19 protein-coding genes are annotated in these 22,874 nt (G+C 71.1%); 9 read left to right on the forward strand and 10 right to left on the reverse strand.

Features of this window, described 5'->3' with window-relative positions:
- Nucleotides 1-105: 105 nt before the first annotated feature.
- The gene (locus QHG49_RS26375) at nt 106-900 is read left to right on the forward strand and encodes a methyltransferase domain-containing protein (protein WP_301491571.1); all 795 of its coding nucleotides are present in this window, start codon (nt 106-108) and stop codon (nt 898-900) included.
- A 167-nt stretch (nt 901-1,067) separates the two neighbouring features.
- On the opposite strand, the gene QHG49_RS26380 is transcribed toward QHG49_RS26375, so the two are convergent.
- The 4 genes from QHG49_RS26380 to QHG49_RS26395 form a co-directional block, all read right to left on the reverse strand.
- Nucleotides 1,068-2,027: a carbohydrate kinase family protein gene (locus tag QHG49_RS26380; RefSeq protein WP_301491572.1), complete on the reverse strand. Its 960-nt coding sequence runs from the start codon at nt 2,025-2,027 to the stop codon at nt 1,068-1,070.
- Entirely contained in the window at nt 2,012-2,920 is a 909-nt protein-coding gene (locus QHG49_RS26385; RefSeq protein WP_301491573.1) for a pseudouridine-5'-phosphate glycosidase, read from the reverse strand. Before QHG49_RS26385 ends, QHG49_RS26380 begins: the two co-directional genes overlap by 16 nt.
- A gap of 146 nt (nt 2,921-3,066) precedes the next feature.
- On the reverse strand, nt 3,067-3,621 hold the full coding sequence (locus QHG49_RS26390; RefSeq protein ID WP_145491518.1) for a methylated-DNA--[protein]-cysteine S-methyltransferase: 555 nt from the start codon (nt 3,619-3,621) through the stop codon (nt 3,067-3,069).
- A gap of 94 nt (nt 3,622-3,715) precedes the next feature.
- Nucleotides 3,716-4,591 (reverse strand): glycerophosphodiester phosphodiesterase family protein, encoded by an 876-nt coding sequence (locus tag QHG49_RS26395; protein ID WP_301491574.1) that lies wholly within the window; start codon nt 4,589-4,591, stop codon nt 3,716-3,718.
- Nucleotides 4,592-4,892: 301 nt separating this feature from the next.
- On the opposite strand from QHG49_RS26395, the gene QHG49_RS26400 reads away from it, so the two are divergent.
- The 6 genes from QHG49_RS26400 to QHG49_RS26425 all read left to right on the forward strand — a co-directional run bounded on the left by QHG49_RS26400 (nt 4,893) and on the right by QHG49_RS26425 (nt 13,117).
- A complete protein-coding gene (locus QHG49_RS26400; RefSeq protein WP_301491575.1) occupies nt 4,893-5,762 on the forward strand; it encodes an MHYT domain-containing protein in 870 nt (289 codons plus the stop codon).
- A 40-nt stretch (nt 5,763-5,802) separates the two neighbouring features.
- A complete protein-coding gene (gene uvrB, locus QHG49_RS26405) occupies nt 5,803-7,950 on the forward strand; it encodes an excinuclease ABC subunit UvrB (protein WP_145491526.1) in 2,148 nt (715 codons plus the stop codon).
- Nucleotides 7,951-8,105: 155 nt separating this feature from the next.
- Nucleotides 8,106-8,684, forward strand: coding sequence for a TerD family protein (locus QHG49_RS26410; RefSeq protein ID WP_145491529.1), 579 nt, complete (start codon nt 8,106-8,108; stop codon nt 8,682-8,684).
- A 48-nt stretch (nt 8,685-8,732) separates the two neighbouring features.
- On the forward strand, nt 8,733-10,592 hold the full coding sequence (locus tag QHG49_RS26415) for a TerD family protein (RefSeq protein ID WP_301491576.1): 1,860 nt from the start codon (nt 8,733-8,735) through the stop codon (nt 10,590-10,592).
- A 225-nt stretch (nt 10,593-10,817) separates the two neighbouring features.
- Entirely contained in the window at nt 10,818-11,822 is a 1,005-nt protein-coding gene (locus QHG49_RS26420; protein WP_301491577.1) for a TerC family protein, read from the forward strand.
- A 194-nt stretch (nt 11,823-12,016) separates the two neighbouring features.
- Nucleotides 12,017-13,117, forward strand: a complete 1,101-nt coding sequence (locus QHG49_RS26425) for a calcium:proton antiporter (RefSeq protein ID WP_145491535.1) — start codon at nt 12,017-12,019, stop codon at nt 13,115-13,117.
- Here the strand turns inward: QHG49_RS26425 and QHG49_RS26430 are convergent.
- Nucleotides 13,107-14,423 carry an MFS transporter gene (locus tag QHG49_RS26430; protein ID WP_201300538.1) on the reverse strand — a complete coding sequence of 439 codons (1,317 nt, stop codon included), beginning with the start codon at nt 14,421-14,423 and terminating at the stop codon, nt 13,107-13,109. The genes QHG49_RS26425 and QHG49_RS26430 overlap by 11 nt on opposite strands.
- A gap of 172 nt (nt 14,424-14,595) precedes the next feature.
- Here QHG49_RS26430 and aroQ point away from each other — a divergent pair, with 172 nt between their 5' ends.
- Complete coding sequence (gene aroQ, locus QHG49_RS26435) at nt 14,596-15,069, forward strand: type II 3-dehydroquinate dehydratase (protein ID WP_145491539.1); 474 nt, start codon at nt 14,596-14,598, stop codon at nt 15,067-15,069.
- A 32-nt stretch (nt 15,070-15,101) separates the two neighbouring features.
- On the opposite strand, the gene QHG49_RS26440 is transcribed toward aroQ, so the two are convergent.
- The 5 genes from QHG49_RS26440 to QHG49_RS26460 all read right to left on the reverse strand — a co-directional run bounded on the left by QHG49_RS26440 (nt 15,102) and on the right by QHG49_RS26460 (nt 19,467).
- Nucleotides 15,102-15,854, reverse strand: coding sequence for an amino acid ABC transporter ATP-binding protein (locus QHG49_RS26440; RefSeq protein ID WP_301491578.1), 753 nt, complete (start codon nt 15,852-15,854; stop codon nt 15,102-15,104).
- Nucleotides 15,851-16,762: an amino acid ABC transporter permease gene (locus tag QHG49_RS26445; RefSeq protein ID WP_159700362.1), complete on the reverse strand. Its 912-nt coding sequence runs from the start codon at nt 16,760-16,762 to the stop codon at nt 15,851-15,853. The genes QHG49_RS26440 and QHG49_RS26445 overlap by 4 nt, the downstream gene beginning before the upstream one ends.
- Nucleotides 16,759-17,643, reverse strand: a complete 885-nt coding sequence (locus QHG49_RS26450) for an ABC transporter substrate-binding protein (RefSeq protein WP_145491546.1) — start codon at nt 17,641-17,643, stop codon at nt 16,759-16,761. The genes QHG49_RS26445 and QHG49_RS26450 overlap by 4 nt, the downstream gene beginning before the upstream one ends.
- A gap of 354 nt (nt 17,644-17,997) precedes the next feature.
- Nucleotides 17,998-18,654: an MBL fold metallo-hydrolase gene (locus QHG49_RS26455; protein WP_159700359.1), complete on the reverse strand. Its 657-nt coding sequence runs from the start codon at nt 18,652-18,654 to the stop codon at nt 17,998-18,000.
- A 126-nt stretch (nt 18,655-18,780) separates the two neighbouring features.
- Nucleotides 18,781-19,467, reverse strand: a complete 687-nt coding sequence (locus QHG49_RS26460; protein ID WP_159700356.1) for a maleylpyruvate isomerase family mycothiol-dependent enzyme — start codon at nt 19,465-19,467, stop codon at nt 18,781-18,783.
- Between the two features lie 224 nt (nt 19,468-19,691).
- Between QHG49_RS26460 and uvrA the strand changes: the two genes are divergently transcribed.
- Nucleotides 19,692-22,757: an excinuclease ABC subunit UvrA gene (gene uvrA / locus QHG49_RS26465; protein ID WP_301491579.1), complete on the forward strand. Its 3,066-nt coding sequence runs from the start codon at nt 19,692-19,694 to the stop codon at nt 22,755-22,757.
- Nucleotides 22,758-22,874: the final 117 nt, after the last annotated feature.

Below are 22,874 nucleotides of genomic sequence, written 5' to 3' on the forward strand. Positions count from 1 at the left end.
CCCCGCCCCCTCCCGGGGAGCCGGCCGCCCGCCGTCAAGAAATCGATCCCCGCCCCACAGGAGCAGACCGCCCGCACCCGCCCGCCACCTGGGATGATGCGCGGTATGACAGCATCCGGCGGGTATCTCCTGGACAACCAGCAGCGCGAGGCGGGGGAGCGCTTCGGCGCGTTCGCCACCCTGTTCGACCCCACGACGTTCCGGCACATCGAGGCCCTCGGTATCGAGCCGGGCTGGCGCTGCTGGGAGGTCGGGGCCGGCGGCACCTCCGTGGTGTCCTGGCTCGCGCGGAAGGTGGGGCCGGACGGCACGGTCGTCGCCACCGACATCGACACCTCGCGGCTGGCTCCCGTGGACCACCCGCCGGTGCGGATCCGCACCCACGACGTGGGCGCCGAGGAACCGCCGGGAGAGGGCTTCGACCTGGTCCACGCCCGGCTCGTCCTGGTCCATGTCCCGGACCGGGAACGCGCGTTGACCTCCATGATCAAGGCGCTGAAGCCCGGCGGCCGACTCCTGATCGAGGACGCCGACCCCGCCCTCCAGTCGCTGACCTGCCCCGACGAGTACGGCCCCGAACAGCGGCTCGCCAACCGGCTCCGGCAGGGCTTCCGCAGCCTGCTCGCCGAACACGGCGCCGACCTCTCCTACGGCCGCCGACTGCCCCGCCTGCTCCGCGAGGCCGGACTGCACGAGGTCGAGGCCGACGGCTTCTTCCCCATGACCTCGCCCGCCTGCACCGCACTGGAAGCCGCGACGGTCCGCCAGATCCGCGGCCGCCTGCTCGACGCGGGCCTGGCCACCGACGAGGAGATCGACCAGCACCTCGCCAACGTCGAGTCCGGCGACATGGACCTGACCACGGCACCGATGATCTCGGCGTGGGGCCGCAAGGCATAACCCCCCGGCCGGCCGCAAGGCATACCTCCCCGCTGTGAGGCACAACACCTCCCGCGCGGCGACCTACCCGCCCTCGTGAAGCGGCGGACGTACCCGCGCCCGCCTCGACCGACGCCGTCTCGAACCCCTCGTCCCACGGCCCTCTCGGTCGTCCCGCCCGACGCTCCTCATCCGCCCCGCGCCACGCCCTCCTCGGCCACCTCGCCCCGGTACGGCGGTCTGCCACCGATCCGGCCCACCGCCCTCGCGCCCGCCCGGCACCCCCGCGCCGCCGCCTCCCGTGGCTCCGCGCCCGCGAGGAGGGCGGCGAGGAAGGCGCCGGTGAAGGCGTCACCGGCACCCGTGGTGTCCCGCGCGCTCGCCGGTACGGCGGGAACTCGCACCGGCGCACTCCCGGAACGGGCCACCAGCGCCCCCTCCGCCCCCGCCTTGACCACCACCAGCGGGACGGCACGGCTCAACTCGGCCGCCGCGTCGGCCGGTTCGACGGCCCCTGTCAGCAGACACGCCTCGTCCCGGCTGGGCAGCAGCACGTCCAGCCCCTCGGCGAAGGCGAGGAACCGGTCGACTCCCAGCTTCACCAGAAAACCGGCCGACGCCGGATCCATGCTGACCGGCACACCCCGCGCCCGAGCGGCATCGAGAGCGGTCCCCGCGAGCGCCCGACTCGACTCAGTGAAGAGCAGATAACCCGACAGATGCAGCCAGGTGACCCCGTCGAGCAAGGCGTCCGACCAGTCCGCGGGCTCCAGCCGCAACGACGCCCCGCTGTCCGTGAGGAACGTACGTTCGGCCGCCGCGCCCGCGTCGACCAGGCACACCACCGTCCCCGTCGCCGCCTGCGGGTCGGTCACCAGCAGCGGCCGTACCCCGGCCGCGACCAGCTCCCGCTCGTGCCAGTCGGCGGCGTCCGCGCCGACCCGGCCGAGCAGCCGTACGTCCGCACACCCCGAATGGGCCGCCCAACAGGCCACGTTGGCGCCCGCGCCGCCCGGCAGCGTCCGGATCGCGGCGGCCGTGTCCGTGCCGGTCGCGAGCGGCCCCCGGTGCCGGGCGACCACATCGGTGACGACGTCCCCGACGACCAGCAGCGCCCCCGTACGGCCCCCGGTCACCCCCGCGCCCACGCCGTGGCGATCCGCGCCCCCAGCCGCACATTGCCGCGCACCGCCGCCAGGTTGGCACGCAGCGACGCGCCGTCCGTGTGCCGCACCAGGTGGTCGAGGAGGAACGGCGTCACCGCCTGACCGGTGACGCCCTGCTCCGCACAGGCGACGAGCGCCTCGTCGAGCACGCGCGCGTGCAGCTCGGGGTCGAGCTGCTCCGCCTCCGGCACCGGATTGGCGACGATCAGCGCCGACTCCGCCGCGCCCAGCGCGTCCTGGGCACGCATCACCTCCGCCACCTCCTCGGGGGCGTTCAGCGTCCAGTCGACCGGATGTCCCGAGTCGGAGAGGTAGAAGCCAGGGAACCGGTCCGTGCCGTACCCGGCGACGGCCACGCCCAGCGTCTCCAGTCGCTGGAGGGTCGCGGGCACGTCCAGGATCGACTTCACGCCCGCGCACACCACCGTGATCCCGGTCCGCGCCAGCAGCCCCAGGTCGGCCGACTCGTCCTGGGTCGCCGTCCACTCCCGGTGCACCCCGCCCAGCCCGCCGGTGGCGAAGACCCGGATGCCCGCCAGCGCGGCCAGCCGCGCGGTCGCCGACACCGTCGTCGCCCCGCTCGCACGCGCCGCCACCGCGAACGGCAGGTCGCGATGGCCCAGCTTGCGGATGGCGTCGTCATTGGCGACCCGCTCCAACTGCGCCTTGTCCAGGCCGATCAGCGGGCGACCGTCGAGCACGGCGACGGTCGCCGGCACCGCGCCCTCGCCGCGCACCGCCTCCTCCAGCTCCAGGGCAACCCGCAGATTGCGCGGGCGGGGCAGACCATGGGCGATGATCGTGGACTCCAGGGCCACCACCGGCCGCCGCGCCTGGATCGCCTCCCGGACCTCTTCCGACACCACCAGCACCATGTGCCCGCCTCCTGTCCGCCGGTCCCTGCCGGTATCCCTGGCGGGCACCGGCCACGGCTAAACGCCCAGGGGCCCGGTGCCGCACGCGAAGCGTCCGTACCTGGCCGAACGGCGACCGGCCCTGGCCGGATACGGCGGGCGGCCGGTCAGAACAGCGGCTGGGGAAGCACACCCTCCAGGGCGAGCAACTGTCGCTTGGTCTCCAGTCCGCCCCCGAAACCCCCGATCCCGCCGTCGCTCTCGACCACCCGGTGGCACGGCACGACCACCGGCAGCGGATTGGCGCCCATCGCCACACCGACCGCCTGCGCCGCGCCGGGCTGCCCGACCCGGCCCGCGAGATCGCCGTACCCCACCACGCTGCCGTACGGCACCCCGGACGCCAGCTCCCGCAGCACCTGCCGGTTGAACCCGGAGATCAGCGACCAGTCCAGCGGCAGCTCGAAGTCCTGCCGCTCACCCGCGAAATACGCCCGCAGCTGGCGTATCGCCTCGACCAGCACCGGCGCCCGCGGATCCGCCACGGGCGGGCTGCCGAACCGGGCCGCCAGCCGCTCCAGCGTCCGCTCGCGCACCGCGTCGGTGGCGTGGAAGACCACGTTGACCAGTCCGTTCCTGGTCGCCGCCAGCATCAGCGGGCCGATGTCGGTCTCGACGAGGGCCCACACCACCCGCTGCTCGTCCTGCCCATGGCTGTCCATGCGCCCACGGTACGACCCACCACTGACAACGCCCGCCGGTCCGGCGCCGCCCGCCCCCAGCAGGCCCGCCCACTCGCCGCGGCGGGGGCCCGGCTCACTTCGTGTCGAGGGCCGCCCGCACCACGTCCGCCTTGCTGCTGATGATCCCGTCGACGCCGTACCCGGCGACCTCGCGGGCGGTGGCCTTGTCGTCCACCGTCCAGGCGTCCACCCCGAGCGGCCGGCCGTGCGGCCCGCGCACCCCGTGCACCGCCGACACGTACGACTTGGTGAGCGATCCGTACGACGGGTTGATCAGGTCGGCGAAACGCGCGTAGTCCTTCAGCCGCGAGACCGGGGGCGCCCCGAGATAAGCCGTGGTCAGCGCGGGCTTCAGCTCATGGACGGTCCGTACGCTGTCCGCGCTGAAGCTCTGCACGACAAGCCGCTTCAGATGGCCGCGGTCCAGCCAGCCCTCGTTGCCGAGGACCTTCAGGATCTGCTGTTCGATACCCGGATACAGCTCCGGGTTCTTGACCTCCAGGAGCAGGCTCTCGTGGTTGTGCTCCACCCGGCGCATGTACTGCTCCAGGGTCGGCACGCGAGTGCCCGCGAAGGCGGGGGAGAACCAGCTGCCCGCGTCCAGCCGGGCGATCTCGGCGGCGGTGAAGTCCTTCACCTTCCACGGCGCCCGGCCGGGGAAAACCTTCTCGGCGTTCGTGGTGCGCTTCAAGCTGTCGTCGTGGATGACCACCAGCTCGCCGTCCTTGGTGCGCTGGACGTCGTTCTCGACCCACGTGGAGCCCAGCCGCGCCGCCTTGTCGATCGAGGGCAGCGTGTTCTCGGGAGCGTGGGCGGGGGCACCCCGGTGGGCGATCACCAAGGGCGGCCGCACGCCGGCCCTGGCGTCGGAGGTGAGACTCACCAGGGCCACCGCGGACAGCACGGTCAGGACCACGGCGGCCAGAGCGGCGACCAGGCGCGCGCGCATGCTTACTCCTCGCGTCGAACGAAAACCCACCGACGCCGGACCGGCGACCGACAGCACCAGAGTGACAGCAGAGCGCCAACGGTACGCGACCGCACCGAAGGCCACATATCGCGGTAAGACGCCTCCGGGTGCTCACCGGTGCGCCACAACTGGGGCAGGGCCGTGTTTCTTTGTCGGAAAGTCGTTCGACCATTCCGGTGGCAGTCATACTCTCTGCGACACCCCCGGCCGCTCACGTGATCCTGGTACGGCGCGGATCTTCAGGGTTTCCGGGACATACGAGGGCGAAGGGCAGCCGCGGATGCAGGGCACGGTCGACGGTTTCGGCTACGGGGCCGTCACCCCGTTGGTGGCCTTTCTGATGGCCTGCCTCGGTGGCGCCCTCGGGCTGCGCTGCATCACCCGGTCCCTGCTGGTCACCCACTCATGGCGGCCCGCCTGGCTGGCCCTCGGCGCCGCCGCGCTCGGCTGCGGCACCTGGACCATGCACTTCATCGCCATGATGGGCTTCAGCATCGAGCAGGCACCGGTCCACTACGACGAGCCGGTGACCTACGCGAGCCTCGGACTCGCCGTCGTCATGGTCGGCATAGGAGTCTTCATCGTCGGCTACCGGGGCGCCACCGGGGCACCGCTCTTCACCGGCGGCACCGTCACCGGACTGGGCCTCGCCTCGATGCACTACCTCGGCATGGCCGGGATGCGCTTCCACGGAAGCTTCGCCTACAGCACCCCAAGGGTCGTCGCCTCCGTCGCCATCGCGGTCGCCGCCGCCACCGCCGCCCTGTGGGCCGCCGGACGCGCCCGGAGCCTGCTGCCGAGCGTAGGGGCGAGCCTCCTGATGGGCGTCGCCGTCAGCGGCATGCACTACATGGCGATGGCCGCCCTCACCGTCCGCCTCGACGGCACCGCCGAGACGACGGCCGACACGCCGGACGCGTCCGCGCTCGTACCGATGCTGCTCGGCCCCCTCGTCCTCCTGGTCCTCGCCGGGGTCGCCGTCATCCTCGACCCGATGCTCGTCCTGCGCCACCCCGACCGGGCGGTCGCCCTGACCGCCCCGGGCGTCCCGGCCGCCGCCCCCACCGGCCCCCGACCCGCCCCCCACCAGCACCGACACTCTGACCGCGGGCCCGTACGGCAGGGCGCCCGCACCCCGCAGGACCGCTGACCGGGACCCGTTGTCAGTGGGGGGTCGTACGGTTGATGGCATGCGGCCCGTTTCCCACATCGAACGCACGGTGGCGCCCATCGAGGTCGTCAGTCCCTACCAGCCCAGCGGCGACCAGCCGACGGCCATCGCCGACCTGGCCAAGCGCGTCAAGGCCGGCGAGAAGGACGTCGTCCTGCTGGGCGCGACCGGCACCGGCAAGTCCGCCACCACCGCGTGGATGATCGAGAAGCTCCAGCGCCCCACCCTGGTGATGGCGCCGAACAAGACACTGGCCGCCCAGCTGGCCAACGAGTTCCGCGAGCTCCTCCCGAACAACGCGGTCGAATACTTCGTCTCGTACTACGACTACTACCAGCCCGAGGCGTACGTCCCGCAGTCGGACACGTACATCGAGAAGGACTCCTCGATCAACGAGGAGGTCGAGCGGCTGCGCCACTCGGCGACCAACTCGCTGCTCACCCGCCGTGACGTCGTCGTGGTCGCCTCCGTGTCCTGCATCTACGGCCTGGGCACCCCGCAGGAATACGTGGACCGCATGGTCCCCCTCCGAGTCGGTGACGAGATCGACCGGGACGACCTGCTGCGCCGCTTCGTCGACATCCAGTACACGCGCAACGACCTGGCCTTCACCCGCGGCACCTTCCGCGTCCGCGGCGACACCATCGAGATCTTCCCGGTCTACGAGGAGCTCGCCGTCCGCATCGAGATGTTCGGCGACGAGATCGAGGCGTTGTCCACCCTCCACCCGCTCACCGGCGAGATCATCAGCGACGACCAGCAGCTGTACGTCTTCCCGGCCTCCCACTATGTCGCCGGCCCCGAGCGCATGGAGCGGGCCGTCAACGACATCGAGAAGGAGCTGGGCGAGCGCCTGGCCGAGCTGGAGAAGCAGGGCAAGCTCCTGGAGGCCCAGCGCCTGCGGATGCGCACCACCTACGACATCGAGATGCTCCGCCAGATCGGCACCTGCTCCGGCGTGGAGAACTACTCGATGCACTTCGACGGCCGCCTGCCCGGCTCCCCGCCCAACACCCTGCTCGACTACTTCCCGGACGACTTCCTGCTCGTCATCGACGAGTCGCACGTCACCGTCCCGCAGATCGGCGCGATGTACGAGGGCGACGCCTCCCGCAAGCGCACCCTCGTGGAGCACGGCTTCCGCCTGCCCTCCGCCCTGGACAACCGGCCCCTGAAGTGGGAGGAGTTCCAGGAGCGCATCGGGCAGACCGTCTACCTGTCCGCGACCCCGGGAAACTACGAGCTGTCGCGCTCCGACGGCGTCGTCGAGCAGATCATCCGCCCGACCGGCCTGGTCGACCCCGAGGTCGTGGTCAAGCCCACCGAGGGCCAGATCGACGACCTGGTGCACGAGATCCGCAAGCGCACCGACAAGGACGAGCGCGTCCTGGTCACCACGCTCACCAAGAAGATGGCCGAGGACCTCACCGACTACTTCCTGGAACTGGGCATCCAGGTGCGCTATCTGCACAGCGACGTCGACACCCTGCGCCGCGTGGAACTGCTGCGCGAACTGCGCGCCGGTGAGTACGACGTCCTGGTCGGCATCAACCTGCTGCGTGAGGGTCTCGACCTGCCCGAGGTCTCCCTGGTGGCGATCCTCGACGCCGACAAGGAGGGCTTCCTGCGCTCCGGCACCTCGCTGATCCAGACCATCGGCCGCGCGGCGCGCAATGTCTCCGGCCAGGTCCATATGTACGCCGACAAGATCACCCCGGCGATGGAGCGGGCCATCGACGAGACCAATCGCCGCCGCGAGAAGCAGATCGCCTACAACAAGGCAAAGGGCATCGACCCGCAGCCGCTGCGCAAGAAGATCAACGACATCGTCGCGCAGATCGCCCGCGAGGAGGTCGACACCGAGCAGCTCCTCGGCAGCGGCTACCGCAAGTCGAAGGACGGCAAGGGCGCCAAGGCCCCCGTGCCCGCGCTGAGCGACAAGGCGGTCAAGGGCGGCAAGGCAGTCAAGGGCGCGAAGGGCAAGGCCGCGGCCACGGTACCCACGGACCGTCCGGCGGCCGAACTCGCCGAACAGATCGAGGAGATGACCGAGCGCATGCGCGCCGCCGCCGCGGAGCTCCAGTTCGAGATCGCGGCCCGGCTGCGCGACGAGGTCTCGGAGATGAAGAAGGAGCTGCGCCAGATGCGGGAGGCGGGCATCGCCTGATCCGCGCGACACCGCCGGACCTCGGCATACGCGCCGAGTGTTGCAACACCGACACAAAGCGCGGACCGGGGTGCGGCGGTGTCCGTGCCCCTGCGTAGGGTTCTGACCAGCCGCGCGGCCTGCGGCACAGGGGACTTCCGAGAGGGGATTCAGCCGTGTCCGTCAACTTGAGCAAGGGTCAGGCCATCAGCCTGGAGAAGAACGACGGGGGCACCCTCACCGCGGTCCGTATGGGGCTGGGCTGGCAGGCGGCCAAGCGCCGCGGTCTGTTCGGCTCGCGCACCAAGGAGATCGACCTGGACGCCTCCGCGGTGCTCTTCGCCGAGAAGCAGCCGGTCGACGTCGTCTTCTTCCGGCACCTGGTGAGCGACGACGGATCGGTGCGCCACACCGGCGACAACCTGGTCGGCGGCGTCGGCCAGGGCGGCGACGACGAGGCGATCCTCGTGGACCTCCAGCGCGTCCCGGTCCACATCGACCAGATCGTCTTCACCGTGAACTCCTTCACGGGCCAGACCTTCCAAGAGGTGGAGAACGCGTTCTGCCGCCTGGTGGACGAGTCCAACGGCCAGGAACTCGCCCGCTACACGCTGGCCGGCGGCGGCGAGTACACCGCCCAGATCATGGCCAAGGTGCACCGCGCGGGCCCGGGCTGGACGATGACCGCCCTCGGTAGCGCCGCCAACGGGCGCACCTTCCAGGACCTGATGCCGGCGATCCTGCCGCACCTGTAGCCGCGGATCCGGTGGGCGGGGCTTCACGACAGCACGGGGGCGACGGGGATGACGGCCGAACTGGTGCGGGGACAGAACCGCCCGCTGCCCCAGGTCCGGCTGGAGATCCGGATATCGTGCGCGGTCCCGGTCCTGGCCGGGGCAACGCTCGCAGACGAGAACGGCACGGTGCGGGGCCCCCAGCGGGTCGCCCACCCCGGCGCCCCCGCGCTCCCCGGCGCCGAGGTCCCCCGGCAGGCCGCCGCCGAACACCGCCTGGCCGTGGACCTGTCGGCCGTGCCCGAGGCCGTCCACCGGGTCGGCGTCTTCCTCGCCCTGCCCACCGGGACCACGGGCCCGCTCCGGTTCGGCGCCGTCCCCGCCCCGCTCACCACGGTGCACGGCCCCGACGGCACCGAGATCGCCCGCTACACCGTCACCGGCCTGGACACCGAGGCGGCCGTGGTCGCCCTGGAGCTGTACCGCAGACAGGGCGCCTGGAAGATCCGCGCCATGGGCCAGGGCTACGCCGACGGCCTCGCCGCCCTCCTCGCCGACCAGGGCCTGCCCGAGGCCGACACGCTCGCCGCCGTCATACAGGGGACGACGAACCCCGCCCCCACGGCCGCGTACGACCACGACACGCGGCGCGCGCACGACACGGGCCGCGACCCCTACGACACCCCGGCACCGGCGGACGTACCTCCGGGCGGCCCGATCGACTACTCCCACCCCCGCCGACCCCGGCACACCGCACCGCCCACGCCCGCGGCATCCCCGGCCGCCGACGGACAGCCTGCCCCACCGGTCGCGGGCGACGCCGTGGGCTGGTCGACGGAGGAACGGCTGTACAACCAGGTCTGGGGCATGTTCGAGGACCTGACGCGCACCACTGCCGCGTACCGCAGCGCCGTCGACTTCGCCGACACCCGCCTGGAGAAGGAGCTCGACCAGGCCCTCGCCGACCCGCGCGCCCGCCTCGGCGACGGGAACACGGCCGCGCGCGAGGCGGCCCGGGCCCGCCGGGACCAACTGGCCGAGCAGGCGCGCGCCGCTCTCGACCGCGACCTCGCCCAGCTCACGGCGGAGTCCGAGGTGGTCGAACCGGCGCTGCCGCCCGCCTACGCCCGCTGGGACAGCCCCGCCTGGCACGGCTACCGCACGCCCACCGAACCGCCGATGGCGCTTCGGCTCGGCGATCTGCATCTGCCCGAGAGCCTGCCGCTGCGCATCCCGCTTCTGGTCAGACTGCCACTGGAGCACGGTCTGTGGATCGACAGCGGTGCCACGACCATGCCGGAGGGATCCTTCGCGGACCCGGCCGCGCTGCGGCAGGCGGCCATGGAGACGGCGGTGGCGCTCGCGGCCCGGCTGCTCGCCGTGCATCCGGCGGGGGAGTTCGCCGTGCGGGTCATCGACCCGGCCGGCGCGGGGACCCGCGCGCTGCGGCCGCTGACCGGCGCCGGAGTCCTCGCATCACCGCCCGCGACCGGGGCGGCGGGCGTCACGGAGATGCTGGAACGGCTCACCCGGCGGGTCGACCTGGTGCAGATGGCGGTGCGGGGCGGCGCGGCCGGGTCGCTGCCGGACGGTGTGGACACCGCGCGGCAGCTGCTGGTCGTCAACGACTTCCCGCACGGCTTCGACGACCGGGCCATCACACGGCTGCGCTACCTCGCGGACGAGGGACCGGCGGTCGGCGTGCACCTCCTGCTGGTGGCGGACCGCGCGGACGCCGCCGCCTACGGCCCCCTGCTCAACCCGCTGTGGCGCTCGCTGATGCGCCTCACCCCGGTCCCCGACGAGCACTTCGCCGACCCCTGGGTGGGCCACGCCTGGACCTACGAGCCCGCGCTGGTGCCGGTGGGCAGCCGGGTCGTGGAACAGGTCTTGGACGAGGTCGTCACCGCCTTGATCAAGCGTAAGTAAAGCCCATCTGACCTGCAAGTTTGGATCTTTCTTGGTATTGCACTTTACCAACGCTTGGTAATTGGGGTACTGTTTTCCAAGCGGAGGGGAGTACTCCCTGACTGCGGCGCACCCGTCAATACGGACCGGTTCCGGTCCCGGGGCGTCGGCCCCCGTGCGGGTGGAAGAGACCTCCGGCAGTGACAACGCATATGTGCTTGCCATCTCGAAATGCCGGAGGTTGCCGTGGAAGTTTCCATGACCCTGTGGGTCCTCACCATCGTGGGCCTGGCCGCCCTGATCGGTTTCGACTTCCTCATCGGGCGCAAGCCCCATGAGGTGTCGATCAAAGAAGCGGGCATCTGGACCGTCGTCTGGATCGTCCTGGCCGGTCTCTTCGGCCTCGGCCTGCTCTTCTTCGGTGGCGGACAGCCGGCCGGCGAGTTCTTCGCGGGCTACATCACCGAGAAGTCGCTGAGCGTCGACAACCTCTTCATCTTCGTCCTGATCATGACGAAGTTCGCGGTGCCCGCGCTCTACCAACGGCGCGTCCTGCTCATCGGCGTCCTGATAGCCCTGGTGCTGCGAGCGGTGTTCATCGCCGCCGGAGCCGCGATCGTCACCAGCTTCTCCTGGGTGTTCTACCTCTTCGGCGCCTTCCTGATATGGACCGCCTGGAAGCTCGTCCAGGAGGCCCGCTCCGACGACGAGGGCGAGGAGGAGTTCGAGGAGAACCGGCTGCTGAAGGCGGCGGAGCGCAGGTTCGGCGTGGCCGACCGGTACCACGGCACCAAGCTGTGGATCCGGCAGAACGGCAAGCGGATCATGACCCCGATGCTGGTCGTGATGCTCGCCATCGGCACCACCGACGTCCTATTCGCCCTGGACTCGATCCCCGCGATCTTCGGCCTCACCCAGGACCCGTACATCGTCTTCACCGCCAACGCCTTCGCGCTGATGGGCCTGCGTCAGCTGTACTTCCTCCTCGGCGGCCTGCTGAAGAAGCTGGTCCACCTCTCGTACGGCCTGTCGGTCATCCTCGGATTCATCGGCGTGAAGCTCGTCCTGCACGCACTGCACGAATCGGGCGTGCCGGTGCCCGAGATCAGCATCCCGGTCTCGCTCGGCGTGATCTGCGGGGTCCTGGTGATCACCACGGTCACCAGCCTCATGGCCTCCAGGAAACAGGCGGCCGCCGAGGCGGGCGCCGACGGCGAGGACGCCGGGAAGAGGGAGTCCGTGGACGTCTGACCTGACCACACGGCTCGCACGGCCCGTCAGGGCCACCACCCACGGAGGGCTCTCCGCTCGCGGAGGATCCTCCGTGGGACACGAACGGACACGCGGGGCCCGGCCCGAGCCGGCGCCGGACACCGCAGGGAAGGGACGGAAGCATCCGGAACGAACAGAATGCGAACCATGTGGCTCTCTGCGACGATCGCGGCATGATCACTTGGCTGCGATCACTCGCCCGGCGATGGACGATCCTTGTGCCGGTGCTCGCGGTCGTCCTGCTGATCCTCACCTGGCACCGGGCCATGCCGGGCCTGGTCATCGCCCTGGTGACGGTGGTGCTCGCCGGAGCCGTCCTCGCGGCGGTGCACCATGCCGAGGTGGTGGCCCACCGCATCGGCGAACCCTTCGGCTCCCTGGTGCTGGCCATCGCCGTCACGGTCATCGAGGTGGCGCTGATCGTCACGCTGATGGCCGACGGCGGAGACAAAAGCTCCACCCTGGCCAGGGACACCGTCTTCGCCGCCGTGATGATCACCTGCAACGGCATCGTCGGCATCTGCCTGCTCGTCGCCTCGCTGCGGCACGGCACCGCCGTTTTCAACCCCGAGGGCTCCGGTGCCGCGCTCGCGACGGTCGCCACCCTGGCCACGCTGAGCCTGGTGCTGCCGACCTTCACCACCAGCAAGCCCGGACCGGAGTTCTCCACGCTCCAGCTGACCTTCGCCGCGCTGTCCTCACTGATCCTCTACGGCCTGTTCGTCACCACCCAGACGATGCGGCACCGGGACTACTTCCTGCCCATCACCCGGCAGGGCGAGGTCATCAGCACCGAGGACCACGCCAGCCCCCCGTCCAAGCGCACCGCTCTGATCAGCCTCGGCATGCTCGGTCTGGCCCTGATCGGCGTCGTCGGCCTGGCGAAGGGCGTCTCACCCGCCATCGAGTCGGGCGTGGCGGCGGCGGGCCTGCGCCAGGCCGTCGTCGGTGTGATCATCGCCCTGCTCGTGCTGCTCCCCGAGACCATCGCCGCGTTGCGCGCCGCGCGCCGGGACCGGGTGCAGACCAGCCTCAACCTCGCGCTCGGCTCGGCGATGGCCAGCATCGGACTGACCATCCCGGCCGTGGCACTGGCCTCCCTCTGGCTGTCGGGACCGCTCGTCCTCGGCCTCGACTCCGTCCATATGCTGCTGCTGGCGCTGACGGTGGTGGTCGCCTCCCTGACCGTGGTGCCGGGCCGGGCCACCCCCTTGCAGGGCGGCGTCCACCTGGTGCTGTTCGCGGCCTACCTGGAGCTGGCGATCAACCCCTGACCGAGCCGGCGACCGTCTCCACCGCCGGGAGCGGCGCCGGGTGTGTCTCCGGCAGCAGCGCGAAGCAGCCCAGGCTGAGCAGCGCCATACCGGTCAGATAGCCGCCCACGCCCCAGGGGACCCGCCCGCCTCCCTGCGCGAGCGCCGTGGCCACGATCGGGGTGAGCGCGCCGCCGAGCACCCCGCCGAGGTTGTAGCCCACCGCGGCGCCCGTGCAGCGCACCCGGGCGTCGAACAGCTCCGGCAGATAGGCGGAGACCACCGAGAACACCGTGACGAAGGCGAGCAGCGCGCCCAGCATCCCGAGGAACATCAGCAGCGGCTCGCCGGTCGCCAGCAGCGAGACCATGGGCAGCATCCACAGCGCGCAGGCCGCGCATCCGGTCACGCACATCGGCCGGCGCCCGTAGCGGTCGCCGAGCAGCGCGGCGGCGGGGATGAGCGGGGCCTGCACGAGCACCGCCGCCATGACACAGGTCAGCATGACGCTCCGGCTCACATCGAGCCGTTCCGTCGCGTACGACAGCGACCAGGTCGTCACCGCGTAGAACACCGCGTACCCGGCGGACAGCGCCCCCGCGGCCAGCAGCACCAGCCGTCTGTGGTGCCGTACGACCTCCATGAAGGGCACGCGCGCGTGGTCGTCGAGCTCCAGGAACCGGGGGCTCTCGGCGAGCGACGAGCGCAGCCACAGCCCCGCCAGGGCGGGCACCGCGGCCGCCCAGAACGGCACCCGCCAGCCCCACTGCGCGAACTGCGCGTCGGAGAGCCCGGTGGACAGCGCCAGCATCGCCCCGTTGGCGAGCACGAAGCCGATCGCGGGCCCCAGCTGCGGAATGCTCGACCACAGGGCCCGCCGTCCGGCGGGCGCGTGCTCCACGGTGAGCAGTACGGCCCCGCCCCACTCGCCGCCGAGCCCGAGCCCTTGCAGGAACCGCAGCAGCAGGAGCAGCACGGGCGCGGCCACGCCGATCGAGGCGTACGAGGGCACACAGCCCACCGCGATCGTCGAGGCGCTGGTGATCAGCAGCGAGGTCATCAGCACCGGCCGCCGCCCGCGCCGGTCCCCGAGGTGCCCGAACAGCACCGAGCCCAGCGGCCTGGCCACGAAGCCCACGCCGAACGTCGCGAACGCCGCCAGCGTCCCGGTGGCCGGCGAGAACGAGGGGAAGAACAGCGGCCCGAGGACCAGCGCGGCCGCGGTCCCGTAGGCATAGAAGTCGTAGAACTCGACCGCGGTGCCGGCGAGCGAGGCGGCGGCCAGGCGCGGCAGAGAGGCGGTGGTGACAGCGCGTACGTCGTGCATGGTGCGTCAACTACCCACCGTGACCACGAGTTACGGGGGCGTACAGGGGTGACCGAGTGGCCGAAGCGCGCGCCCGGGGCGAGTGGGGCACGGGCCCGGAGCGCACGCCGGAGCCGTGATACACCGGGAACGAGCGGTCGCGGACGCACCGCCCTGAACGACCGGAGGAACCGTGCCCCGCACCCTGGCCAACGCCCCGATCATGATCCTCAACGGGCCCAACCTGAATCTGCTGGGCCAGCGCCAGCCGGAGATCTACGGCCGGGAGACCCTCGCCGACGTCGAGGCGCTGTGCGCCGAGGCGGTGGCCGCGCACGGCGGCACGATCGACTTCCGGCAGTCCAACCACGAGGGCGAACTGGTCGACTGGATCCACGAGGCACGCCTGGACCACTGCGGCATCGTCATCAACCCCGGCGCCTACTCCCACACTTCGGTGGCGATCCTGGACGCGCTCAACACCTGCGACGACATGCCCGTCCTGGAGGTGCACATCTCCAACATCCACCGGCGCGAGACGTTCCGGCACCACTCGTACGTCTCCCTGCGTGCCGACGGCGTGATCGCGGGCTGCGGCGTGCAGGGCTACGTGTTCGGCGTCGAGCGCGTCGTGGCACTCCTGGGCGCGACGCGGGCCGACACGTAGTCCCCGCGCCGCCGCAGGGTCCTGAGGCGGTCCTACAGGCGGCCCGCCTCGACGATCCGCCGCAGGAAGCGCCGGGTGCGTTCCTGCTGCGGATCCCCGAACACCTGCTCGGCGGTGCCGTGTTCGAGGACGACCCCGCCGTCCAGGAAGCACACCTGGTCGGCGACGTCCCGCGCGAAGCCCATCTCATGGGTGGCCAGCACCATGGTCATGCCCTCGTCCTTCAGCCCCCGGACCACCTCCAGCACCTCGCCCACCAGTTCGGGGTCGAGCGCGGCCGTGACCTCGTCCAGCAGCAACAGCCGGGGCCGCACGGCGAGGGCCCGGACGATCGCCACCCGCTGCTGCTGGCCGCCGCTGAGCCGGTCCGGATAGGCGTCCGCCTTGCCGGCCAGCCCGAGGCGCTCCAGCAGCCCCCTGGCCCGCTCCTCGGCCTCGGCGCGGGAGACGCCGTGCACCCGGCGCGGGGCGAGCGTGATGTTGTCCAGCACGCTCATGTGCGGGAAGAGGTTGTACGCCTGGAAGACCACGCCGATCCGGCGCCGCACCGCGTCCTGGTCGGCCCGGGGATCAGTGATCTCCTCGCCGTCCAGCCAGATCGCGCCGTCGTCGATCTCCTCCAGGAGGTTGGCGCACCGCAGCAGCGTCGACTTCCCGGACCCGGAGGCGCCGATCAGCGCGGTCACCGTGTGCGGGGCGACCTCCAGGTCGACGTCCCGCAGGACCACCGACTCGCCGAAGGTCTTGCGGACCGACTCCATGCGCAGCACGGGCGCGTCGCTCATAGGGATCCCCCCTGCTCCCGCCGCCGGTCCAGCCGGGCCGTCACCCAGTCCGTGAGGCGGGTCATCGGAATGGTCAGCGCCACGAACACGAGGCCCGCCACGATGTACGGCGTGTAGTTCAGGCTGCGGCCCACGATGATGTCGGCCGCCCGTACGGCGTCCACCGCGCCGCCGATCGACACCAGGCCGGTGTCCTTCTGGAGCGACACCAGGTCGTTGAGCAGCGGCGGCACCTGCCGGCGCACCGCCTGGGGCAGCACCACGTAGCGCAGGGCCTGGCGGTTGGTCAGGCCCAGCGAGCGGGCCGCCGCGCGCTGGGAGGGGTGGATCGACTCGATGCCGGCCCGGAACACCTCGGCGACGTACGCCGAGTACGTCAGCGTCAGCGCCGTACCGCCGAGCAGCACCGGATCGACCGTCACGCCCTGGAGCCGCAGCGCGGGCACACCCAGGACCACGATCATCAGATTGATGATCAGCGGCAGCCCGCGGAAGAAGTCGGTGTACGCCGCCGCCAGCACGCGCAGCGGGAAGAACACCGGGCCGCGCAGGGTGCGCGCGATCGCGATCAGCATGCCGAGGACCAGGACGGCGACACCGCAGATCAGCAGCAGGCGGACGTTCAGCCACAGCCCTTCGAGGACCTTCGGGAGCGCCTCGCGCGCGTACTGGGCGCTGAAGAACGTCTCCTGGGTGCGCGGCCAGCCGGGCGCGTCGACCACGACCAGGTAGAGCACGGCGGCGGTGACCAGGGTGGACAGCGCCGCGACGGCCGTCGCGCGGCGGGCCCGGACCCGCTTGTGGCGCTCGCGCTCCAGCCGCCGCGCGGAGGGGACGTAGTCGTCGCCGGGCATGCCGTCCTCGTCGTCGGCCCCCTCCCGCGCGGACTCGCCCCTGGTGACGGTCACTTGAGCACCGGGGCGCCGACGGCGTCGGACAGCCACTGCTGGTCGAGCCGCGCCAGCGTGCCGTCCTTGCGCAGGGCGTCGACGGCGCCGCTCACGCACGGGGTCAGCGCGCTGCCCTTGTCGAGCACCAGGCCGAACTGCTCGGGCGTGCCGCCCTGGTTCTCGAACTGGCCGACGATCTTGGCGTTCGTCACCTCGGCGGAGGTGATGTAGAACGCGGTCGGCAGGTCGGTGACGACGGCGTCGACCTGACCGTTCTTCAGGGCGGACTTGGCCTGGTCGTTCTTGGCGTAGACGGCGGGGTCCTGCTTCGGCTTCACCACGTCGGTGATGTAGTCGAGGCTGGTGGTGCCCACCTGGGCGCCCAGTTTGAGGCCGCGCAGGTCCGCGATGCTCTTCGCCTTCGCGGCCTTGCTCCCCTTGAGCGCGATGACGGCCTGGCGCACGTCGTAGTAGCCGGAGGAGAAGTCGACGGCCTTTTTGCGTTCGGTGCTGATCGAAACCTGGTTGATGTCGAAGTCGAAGGTCTTCACGCCGGGCGCGAACGCCTTGTTGAAGGGCACGCTCTGCCAGGCCACCTCGTCCTTGCCGTAGCCGAGCTGCTTGGCCACGGCGTAGGCGACCGCGGATTCGAAGCCCTTGCCATTGGCGGGCTTGTCGTCCTTGAACCACGGCTCGTAGGCGGGTTCGTCCGTCGCGATGGTCAGTTTCCCGGACGTCTTGGTGGCCAGCTTGCCCTTGGCGCAGCTCGCGGCGGCCGAACCGGGCGCGGTGGCCGACGACTTCGCCTCGGGCTGCGGGGCGCAGCCGACGGCGGTGGCGAGCAGGACGAGGGTGGCGGCCGCTACCGCGCGGCGCACTGTGCGAGGGGCGAGGTGCATGGCGGGAGAGTGGCAGCGAACTCGGCATTTGTCGAGGTCACGACCATTTTTGTCCGCATAGTGGGAGCGGGTGTTGCGGCCGTGTGAACGCGGGCCGGGCGGCGGTACCTGGGCCCCGGCCCGGGCCGCCGGCCCAGGGCAGGGTGGGCAGACCGGCGGCCCTTCCGCTCGGGAGCCGTCATCCCGGGCGGGGCCGCGACCAGTTGACCGCGTGCCACCGGTCCGGGGGAGCGTGCGTGTGCGCCGGGCGTGTGCGAAGCGTTCACACGGGGCGCGCGGAACGGCGTTCACGCCGGGCGCACGTCCCGTCGTACATACCGGTCGTACGGCATCCCCCTTACGGGCGGCCTGAGTTCACCACCCGCGCGCGTGCCACTCCGGCAGGTGCGGGCGCTCGGCGCCGAGCGTGGTGTCGTCGCCGTGCCCCGGATAGACCCAGGTCTCGTCCGGCAGCGCGTCGAAGATCTTCGTCTCCACGTCATGGATCAGGCTGGCGAACGCCTTCGGGTCCTTGCGCGTGTTGCCGACGCCGCCCGGGAAGAGGCAGTCGCCGGTGAAGACGTGCGGATGGCCGTGCGGGTCGTCGTAGACCAGCGCGATGGAGCCCGGCGTGTGCCCGACGAGGTGGCGGGCGGTGAGTTCCACCTGCCCCACCCGGATGACGTCGCCGTCGTCCACGAGCACGTCGGTGGCCACCGGGATGCCGGGCGCGTCCTCCCGGCCGGCGTGCGTGCGCGCGCCCGTCGCGGCCACGACCTCGGCGAGCGCCTGCCAGTGGTCGCCGTGCTGGTGGGTGGTGACGACGGATGCGATGCCGTCGTCACCGATCATCCCCAGGAGCGTCCGCGGCTCGTTCGCGGCGTCGATCAGGAGCTGCTCGTCGGTGGCCCGGCAGCGCAGCAGATAGGCGTTGTTGTCCATCGGCCCGACCGCGATCTTCGTGATCATCAGGTCCTTGAGCTCATGCACATCCGCCGGCCCGCCGACCCTGACCTCGCCCGTGTACGTCATGGTGATCAGCCTATGCCGTTCGCGGTGACGGCGACGCCTCACTGACACAAGCGGTCCGAACCGCGGACGTTCACCGGATGACCGTCCGGCGCCGGCGGCCGCTCTGCCGGGCCTCGGGTTCGAAACCTAGAGCGGTGGGAGCTTCGGCAGGGGGGCGCCGTCCGCCGCCAGGGCGGAGCCGTCGCGGCGGCCGGCGAGCCAGCCGACCAGGTCGGCCGGGGTGCCCGTGACGGTGACCTCGGGCTTGTCCGCGTGCCGTCCCGTGGTCCACTCGTGGGTGCCGTCCGTCACACGGGTCGCGGGCACGTCGGGGTTGCCGGAGAAGCGCCGGGTCAGGAAGTCGGACTCGCGCTCCAGGAACTCGGCCGGGAGGTCCTCCAGGTCGTACCCGATCCCGAGGTCCACGTGGTGCAGGTCCACCTCGACCCACCGGCGGAACGGCACCCGGGCCGCGTCGTCGGTGACCCCGTTGCGCAGCTCCACCGTGCGCGTCCAGTCCGCGGGCGCGTCCCCCGCCGCCCGGAACCGCTCCGCGGTCTCGCGCAGGTCGGCGAGCTGGGTCTCCAGGGGGCGCGCGGCGCCGTTGTCGATGTCGACGTCCCGCGCCTCGGCGCTCGCGTACATGGGACGGCCTTCGAGGACGTTCACGAGCGCGTCCGCGTTGCGGGCGAGGTGGGCGAGGACATGGCCGCGGCTCCAGCCGGGAAGCCGTGACGGCTCGGCGAGTGAGGCGTTGTCCAGTTGTGCGACCGCGTTGAGCAGCCGCTCGGTCGCGTCACGTACACATGCCAGGTCATGAGCGTGATCAATCATGGGCCCGACCCTAGCCCCGCCACACGTTCGGGTGAAGCTGGTGAAGCTCGTCCGTAATTCGAATGCGCGTGCTATATGGTCGAAGACGGCGTCGGGCATGCTGGAAGGCCGGGGGTTGTTATGCAACCGAGCAATCCGACCGGCGTTGTCAGTGGCTCCCCCTAGTGTGAAGAAGCACGGGGGCTTCGCCCCTGTCACTTCTCCCAAGAAAGGTGCGGACCGGCGTGGCCGACCGTCTCATCGTCCGTGGCGCGCGCGAGCACAACCTGAAGAATGTCTCGCTCGACCTGCCTCGTGACTCGCTCATCGTCTTCACGGGCCTTTCGGGGTCGGGCAAGTCCTCCCTGGCCTTCGACACGATCTTCGCCGAGGGCCAGCGGCGCTACGTGGAGTCGCTTTCCTCGTACGCACGGCAGTTCCTCGGACAGATGGACAAGCCGGACGTCGACTTCATCGAGGGCCTGTCCCCGGCGGTCTCCATCGACCAGAAGTCGACCTCGCGCAACCCCCGCTCGACTGTCGGCACCATCACCGAGGTCTACGACTACCTGCGTCTGCTCTTCGCGCGCATCGGCAAGCCGCACTGCCCCGAGTGCGGCCGCCCGATCTCGCGCCAGTCGCCGGGGGCCATCGTGGACAAGGTCCTGGAGCTGCCGGAGGGGAGCCGCTTCCAGGTGCTCTCGCCGCTGGTGCGCGAGCGCAAGGGCGAGTTCGTCGATCTCTTCTCCGACCTCCAGACCAAGGGCTACTCCCGTGCGCGGGTGGACGGCCAGACCGTCCAGCTGTCCGAACCGCCGACCCTGAAGAAACAGGAGAAGCACACCATCGAGGTGGTCGTGGACCGCCTCACGGTGAAGGACTCCGCCAAGCGCCGCCTCACCGACTCCGTGGAGACCGCCCTCGGCCTGTCCGGCGGCATGGTCGTGCTCGACTTCGTGGACCTCCCCGAGGACGACCCCGAGCGCGAGCGCATGTACTCGGAGCACCTGTACTGCCCGTACGACGACCTGTCCTTCGAGGAGCTGGAGCCGCGCTCCTTCTCCTTCAACTCGCCCTTCGGCGCGTGCCCCGAGTGCACCGGCATCGGCACCCGTATGGAGGTCGACGCCGAGCTGATCGTCCCGGACCCCGACAAGTCCCTGGACGAAGGCGCCATCCACCCCTGGTCGCACGGACACACCAAGGACTACTTCAGCCGCCTGATCGGCGCCCTCGCGGACGCGCTCGGCTTCCGCACGGACATCCCCTTCGCCGGCCTGCCCCAGCGCGCCAAGAAGGCCCTGCTCCACGGCCACAAGACCCAGATCGAGGTGCGCTACCGCAACCGGTACGGCCGCGAGCGGGTCTACACCACCCCCTTCGAGGGCGCGGTGCCCTTCGTCAAGCGCCGGCACAGCGAGGCCGAGAGCGACGCCAGCCGCGAGCGCTTCGAGGGCTACATGCGCGAGGTGCCCTGCCCCTCCTGCGAGGGCACCCGCCTGAAGCCGATCGTCCTCGCCGTCAGCGTCATGGGGAAGTCGATCGCCGAGGTCTCGGCGATGTCCATCAGCGACTGCGCGGAGTTCCTGGGCGAGCTGAAGCTGAGCGCCCGCGACAAGAAGATCGCCGAACGCGTGCTGAAGGAGGTCAACGAGCGGCTGCGCTTCCTGGTCGACGTCGGCCTGGACTACCTCTCGCTCAACCGCGCGGCCGGCACCCTGTCCGGCGGCGAGGCCCAGCGCATCCGCCTGGCCACCCAGATCGGCTCCGGCCTGGTCGGCGTCCTGTACGTGCTCGACGAGCCCTCCATCGGTCTGCACCAGCGCGACAACCACCGGCTGATCGAGACCCTGGTCAGGCTGCGCGACATGGGCAACACGCTCATCGTCGTGGAGCACGACGAGGACACCATCAAGGTCGCCGACTGGGTGGTCGACATCGGCCCCGGCGCCGGTGAGCACGGCGGCAAGGTGGTGCACAGCGGCTCCCTGAAGGAACTGCTCGCCAACGCCGAGTCGCAGACCGGCGCCTACCTCTCCGGTCGCAAGGCGATCCCGCTGCCGGAGGTCCGGCGCCCCCGCGACCCCTCGCGCCAGCTCACCGTGCACGGCGCCCGTGAGAACAACCTCCAGGACATCGACGTGTCCTTCCCGCTGGGCGTGTTCACGGCCGTCACGGGCGTGTCGGGATCCGGCAAGTCCACCCTGGTCAACGACATCCTGTACACCCACCTGGCGCGCGAGCTGAACGGCGCGCGCACCGTCCCCGGCCGCCACACGCGCGTGGCGGGCGACGACCTGGTGGACAAGGTCGTCCATGTCGACCAGTCGCCGATCGGCCGCACCCCGCGGTCCAACCCGGCGACGTACACCGGTGTCTTCGACCACGTCCGCCGCCTGTTCGCCGAGACCACCGAGGCCAAGGTCCGCGGCTACCAGCCCGGGCGCTTCTCCTTCAACGTCAAGGGCGGCCGCTGCGAGAACTGCGCGGGCGACGGCACCATCAAGATCGAGATGAACTTCCTCCCGGACGTCTACGTCCCGTGCGAGGTCTGCCACGGCGCCCGGTACAACCGGGAGACCCTGGAGGTCCACTACAAGGGCAAGTCCATCGCCGAGGTGCTGAACATGCCGATCGAGGAGGCCATGCACTTCTTCGAGGCGGTCCCGGCGATCTCGCGCCACCTGAAGACGCTGCACGACGTCGGCCTCGGCTATGTGCGCCTCGGCCAGTCGGCCACCACGCTCTCCGGCGGCGAGGCGCAGCGCGTCAAGCTCGCCAGCGAACTCCAGAAGCGCTCCACCGGACGCACGGTCTACGTGCTGGACGAGCCCACCACCGGTCTGCACTTCGAGGACATCAGCAAGCTGCTGAAGGTGCTCGGTGGCCTGGTCGACAAGGGCAACACGGTCATCGTCATCGAGCACAACCTCGATGTGATCAAGACCGCCGACTGGCTCGTGGACATGGGCCCGGAGGGCGGCGCCGGCGGTGGCCTGGTGGTCGCCGAGGGCACGCCCGAGGAGGTCGCCGGGGTCCCGGCCAGCCACACCGGCAAGTTCCTGCGCGAGATCCTCGGCGCCGACCGGGTCAGCGACGCGGAGCCCGTGAAGGCACCGCGCGCCACCAGGAAGACGGCCGCGGCCAGGACGCCGGCCAAGAAGGCGGTGACGGCCAAGGCCGACAACACGGCGACCAAGAAGGCCGCAGCGGCCACGAAGAAGACCGCCACGAAGAAGACGGCCGCGACGAAGACCGCCACGAAGAAGGCGGCGCCCGCGAGGAAGACGACACGGGCGAGCAAAGCCTGACATCAGGTCAAAAATACGGCGCCCCGCGGGAACTCCCCGCGGGGCGCCGTTCGTTCCACCCTCAGCCGCACGAACCGGCGGCCGCTCCTTGACAAGAGCAGACGGAAAGCGGACGGC

The organism is Streptomyces sp. WP-1 (assembly GCF_030450125.1).
GTDB classification, from domain to species: Bacteria; Actinomycetota; Actinomycetes; order Streptomycetales; family Streptomycetaceae; genus Streptomyces; species Streptomyces incarnatus.

Bases quoted from the DNA above. Each gene is read 5' to 3' on its own strand.
- QHG49_RS26375 (WP_301491571.1), top strand. From the start codon at position 106: ATGACAGCATCCGGCGGGTATCTCCTGGACAACCAGCAGCGCGAGGCG.
- QHG49_RS26385 (WP_301491573.1), bottom strand. From the start codon at position 2,920: ATGGTGCTGGTGGTGTCGGAAGAGGTCCGGGAGGCGATCCAGGCGCGG.
- QHG49_RS26390 (WP_145491518.1), bottom strand. From the start codon at position 3,621: ATGGACAGCCATGGGCAGGACGAGCAGCGGGTGGTGTGGGCCCTCGTC.
- QHG49_RS26395 (WP_301491574.1), bottom strand. From the start codon at position 4,591: ATGCGCGCGCGCCTGGTCGCCGCTCTGGCCGCCGTGGTCCTGACCGTG.
- QHG49_RS26400 (WP_301491575.1), top strand. From the start codon at position 4,893: ATGCAGGGCACGGTCGACGGTTTCGGCTACGGGGCCGTCACCCCGTTG.
- uvrB (WP_145491526.1), top strand. From the start codon at position 5,803: ATGCGGCCCGTTTCCCACATCGAACGCACGGTGGCGCCCATCGAGGTC.
- QHG49_RS26415 (WP_301491576.1), top strand. From the start codon at position 8,733: ATGACGGCCGAACTGGTGCGGGGACAGAACCGCCCGCTGCCCCAGGTC.
- QHG49_RS26425 (WP_145491535.1), top strand. From the start codon at position 12,017: ATGATCACTTGGCTGCGATCACTCGCCCGGCGATGGACGATCCTTGTG.
- QHG49_RS26430 (WP_201300538.1), bottom strand. From the start codon at position 14,423: ATGCACGACGTACGCGCTGTCACCACCGCCTCTCTGCCGCGCCTGGCC.
- QHG49_RS26440 (WP_301491578.1), bottom strand. From the start codon at position 15,854: ATGAGCGACGCGCCCGTGCTGCGCATGGAGTCGGTCCGCAAGACCTTC.
- QHG49_RS26450 (WP_145491546.1), bottom strand. From the start codon at position 17,643: ATGCACCTCGCCCCTCGCACAGTGCGCCGCGCGGTAGCGGCCGCCACC.
- QHG49_RS26455 (WP_159700359.1), bottom strand. From the start codon at position 18,654: ATGACGTACACGGGCGAGGTCAGGGTCGGCGGGCCGGCGGATGTGCAT.
- QHG49_RS26460 (WP_159700356.1), bottom strand. From the start codon at position 19,467: ATGATTGATCACGCTCATGACCTGGCATGTGTACGTGACGCGACCGAG.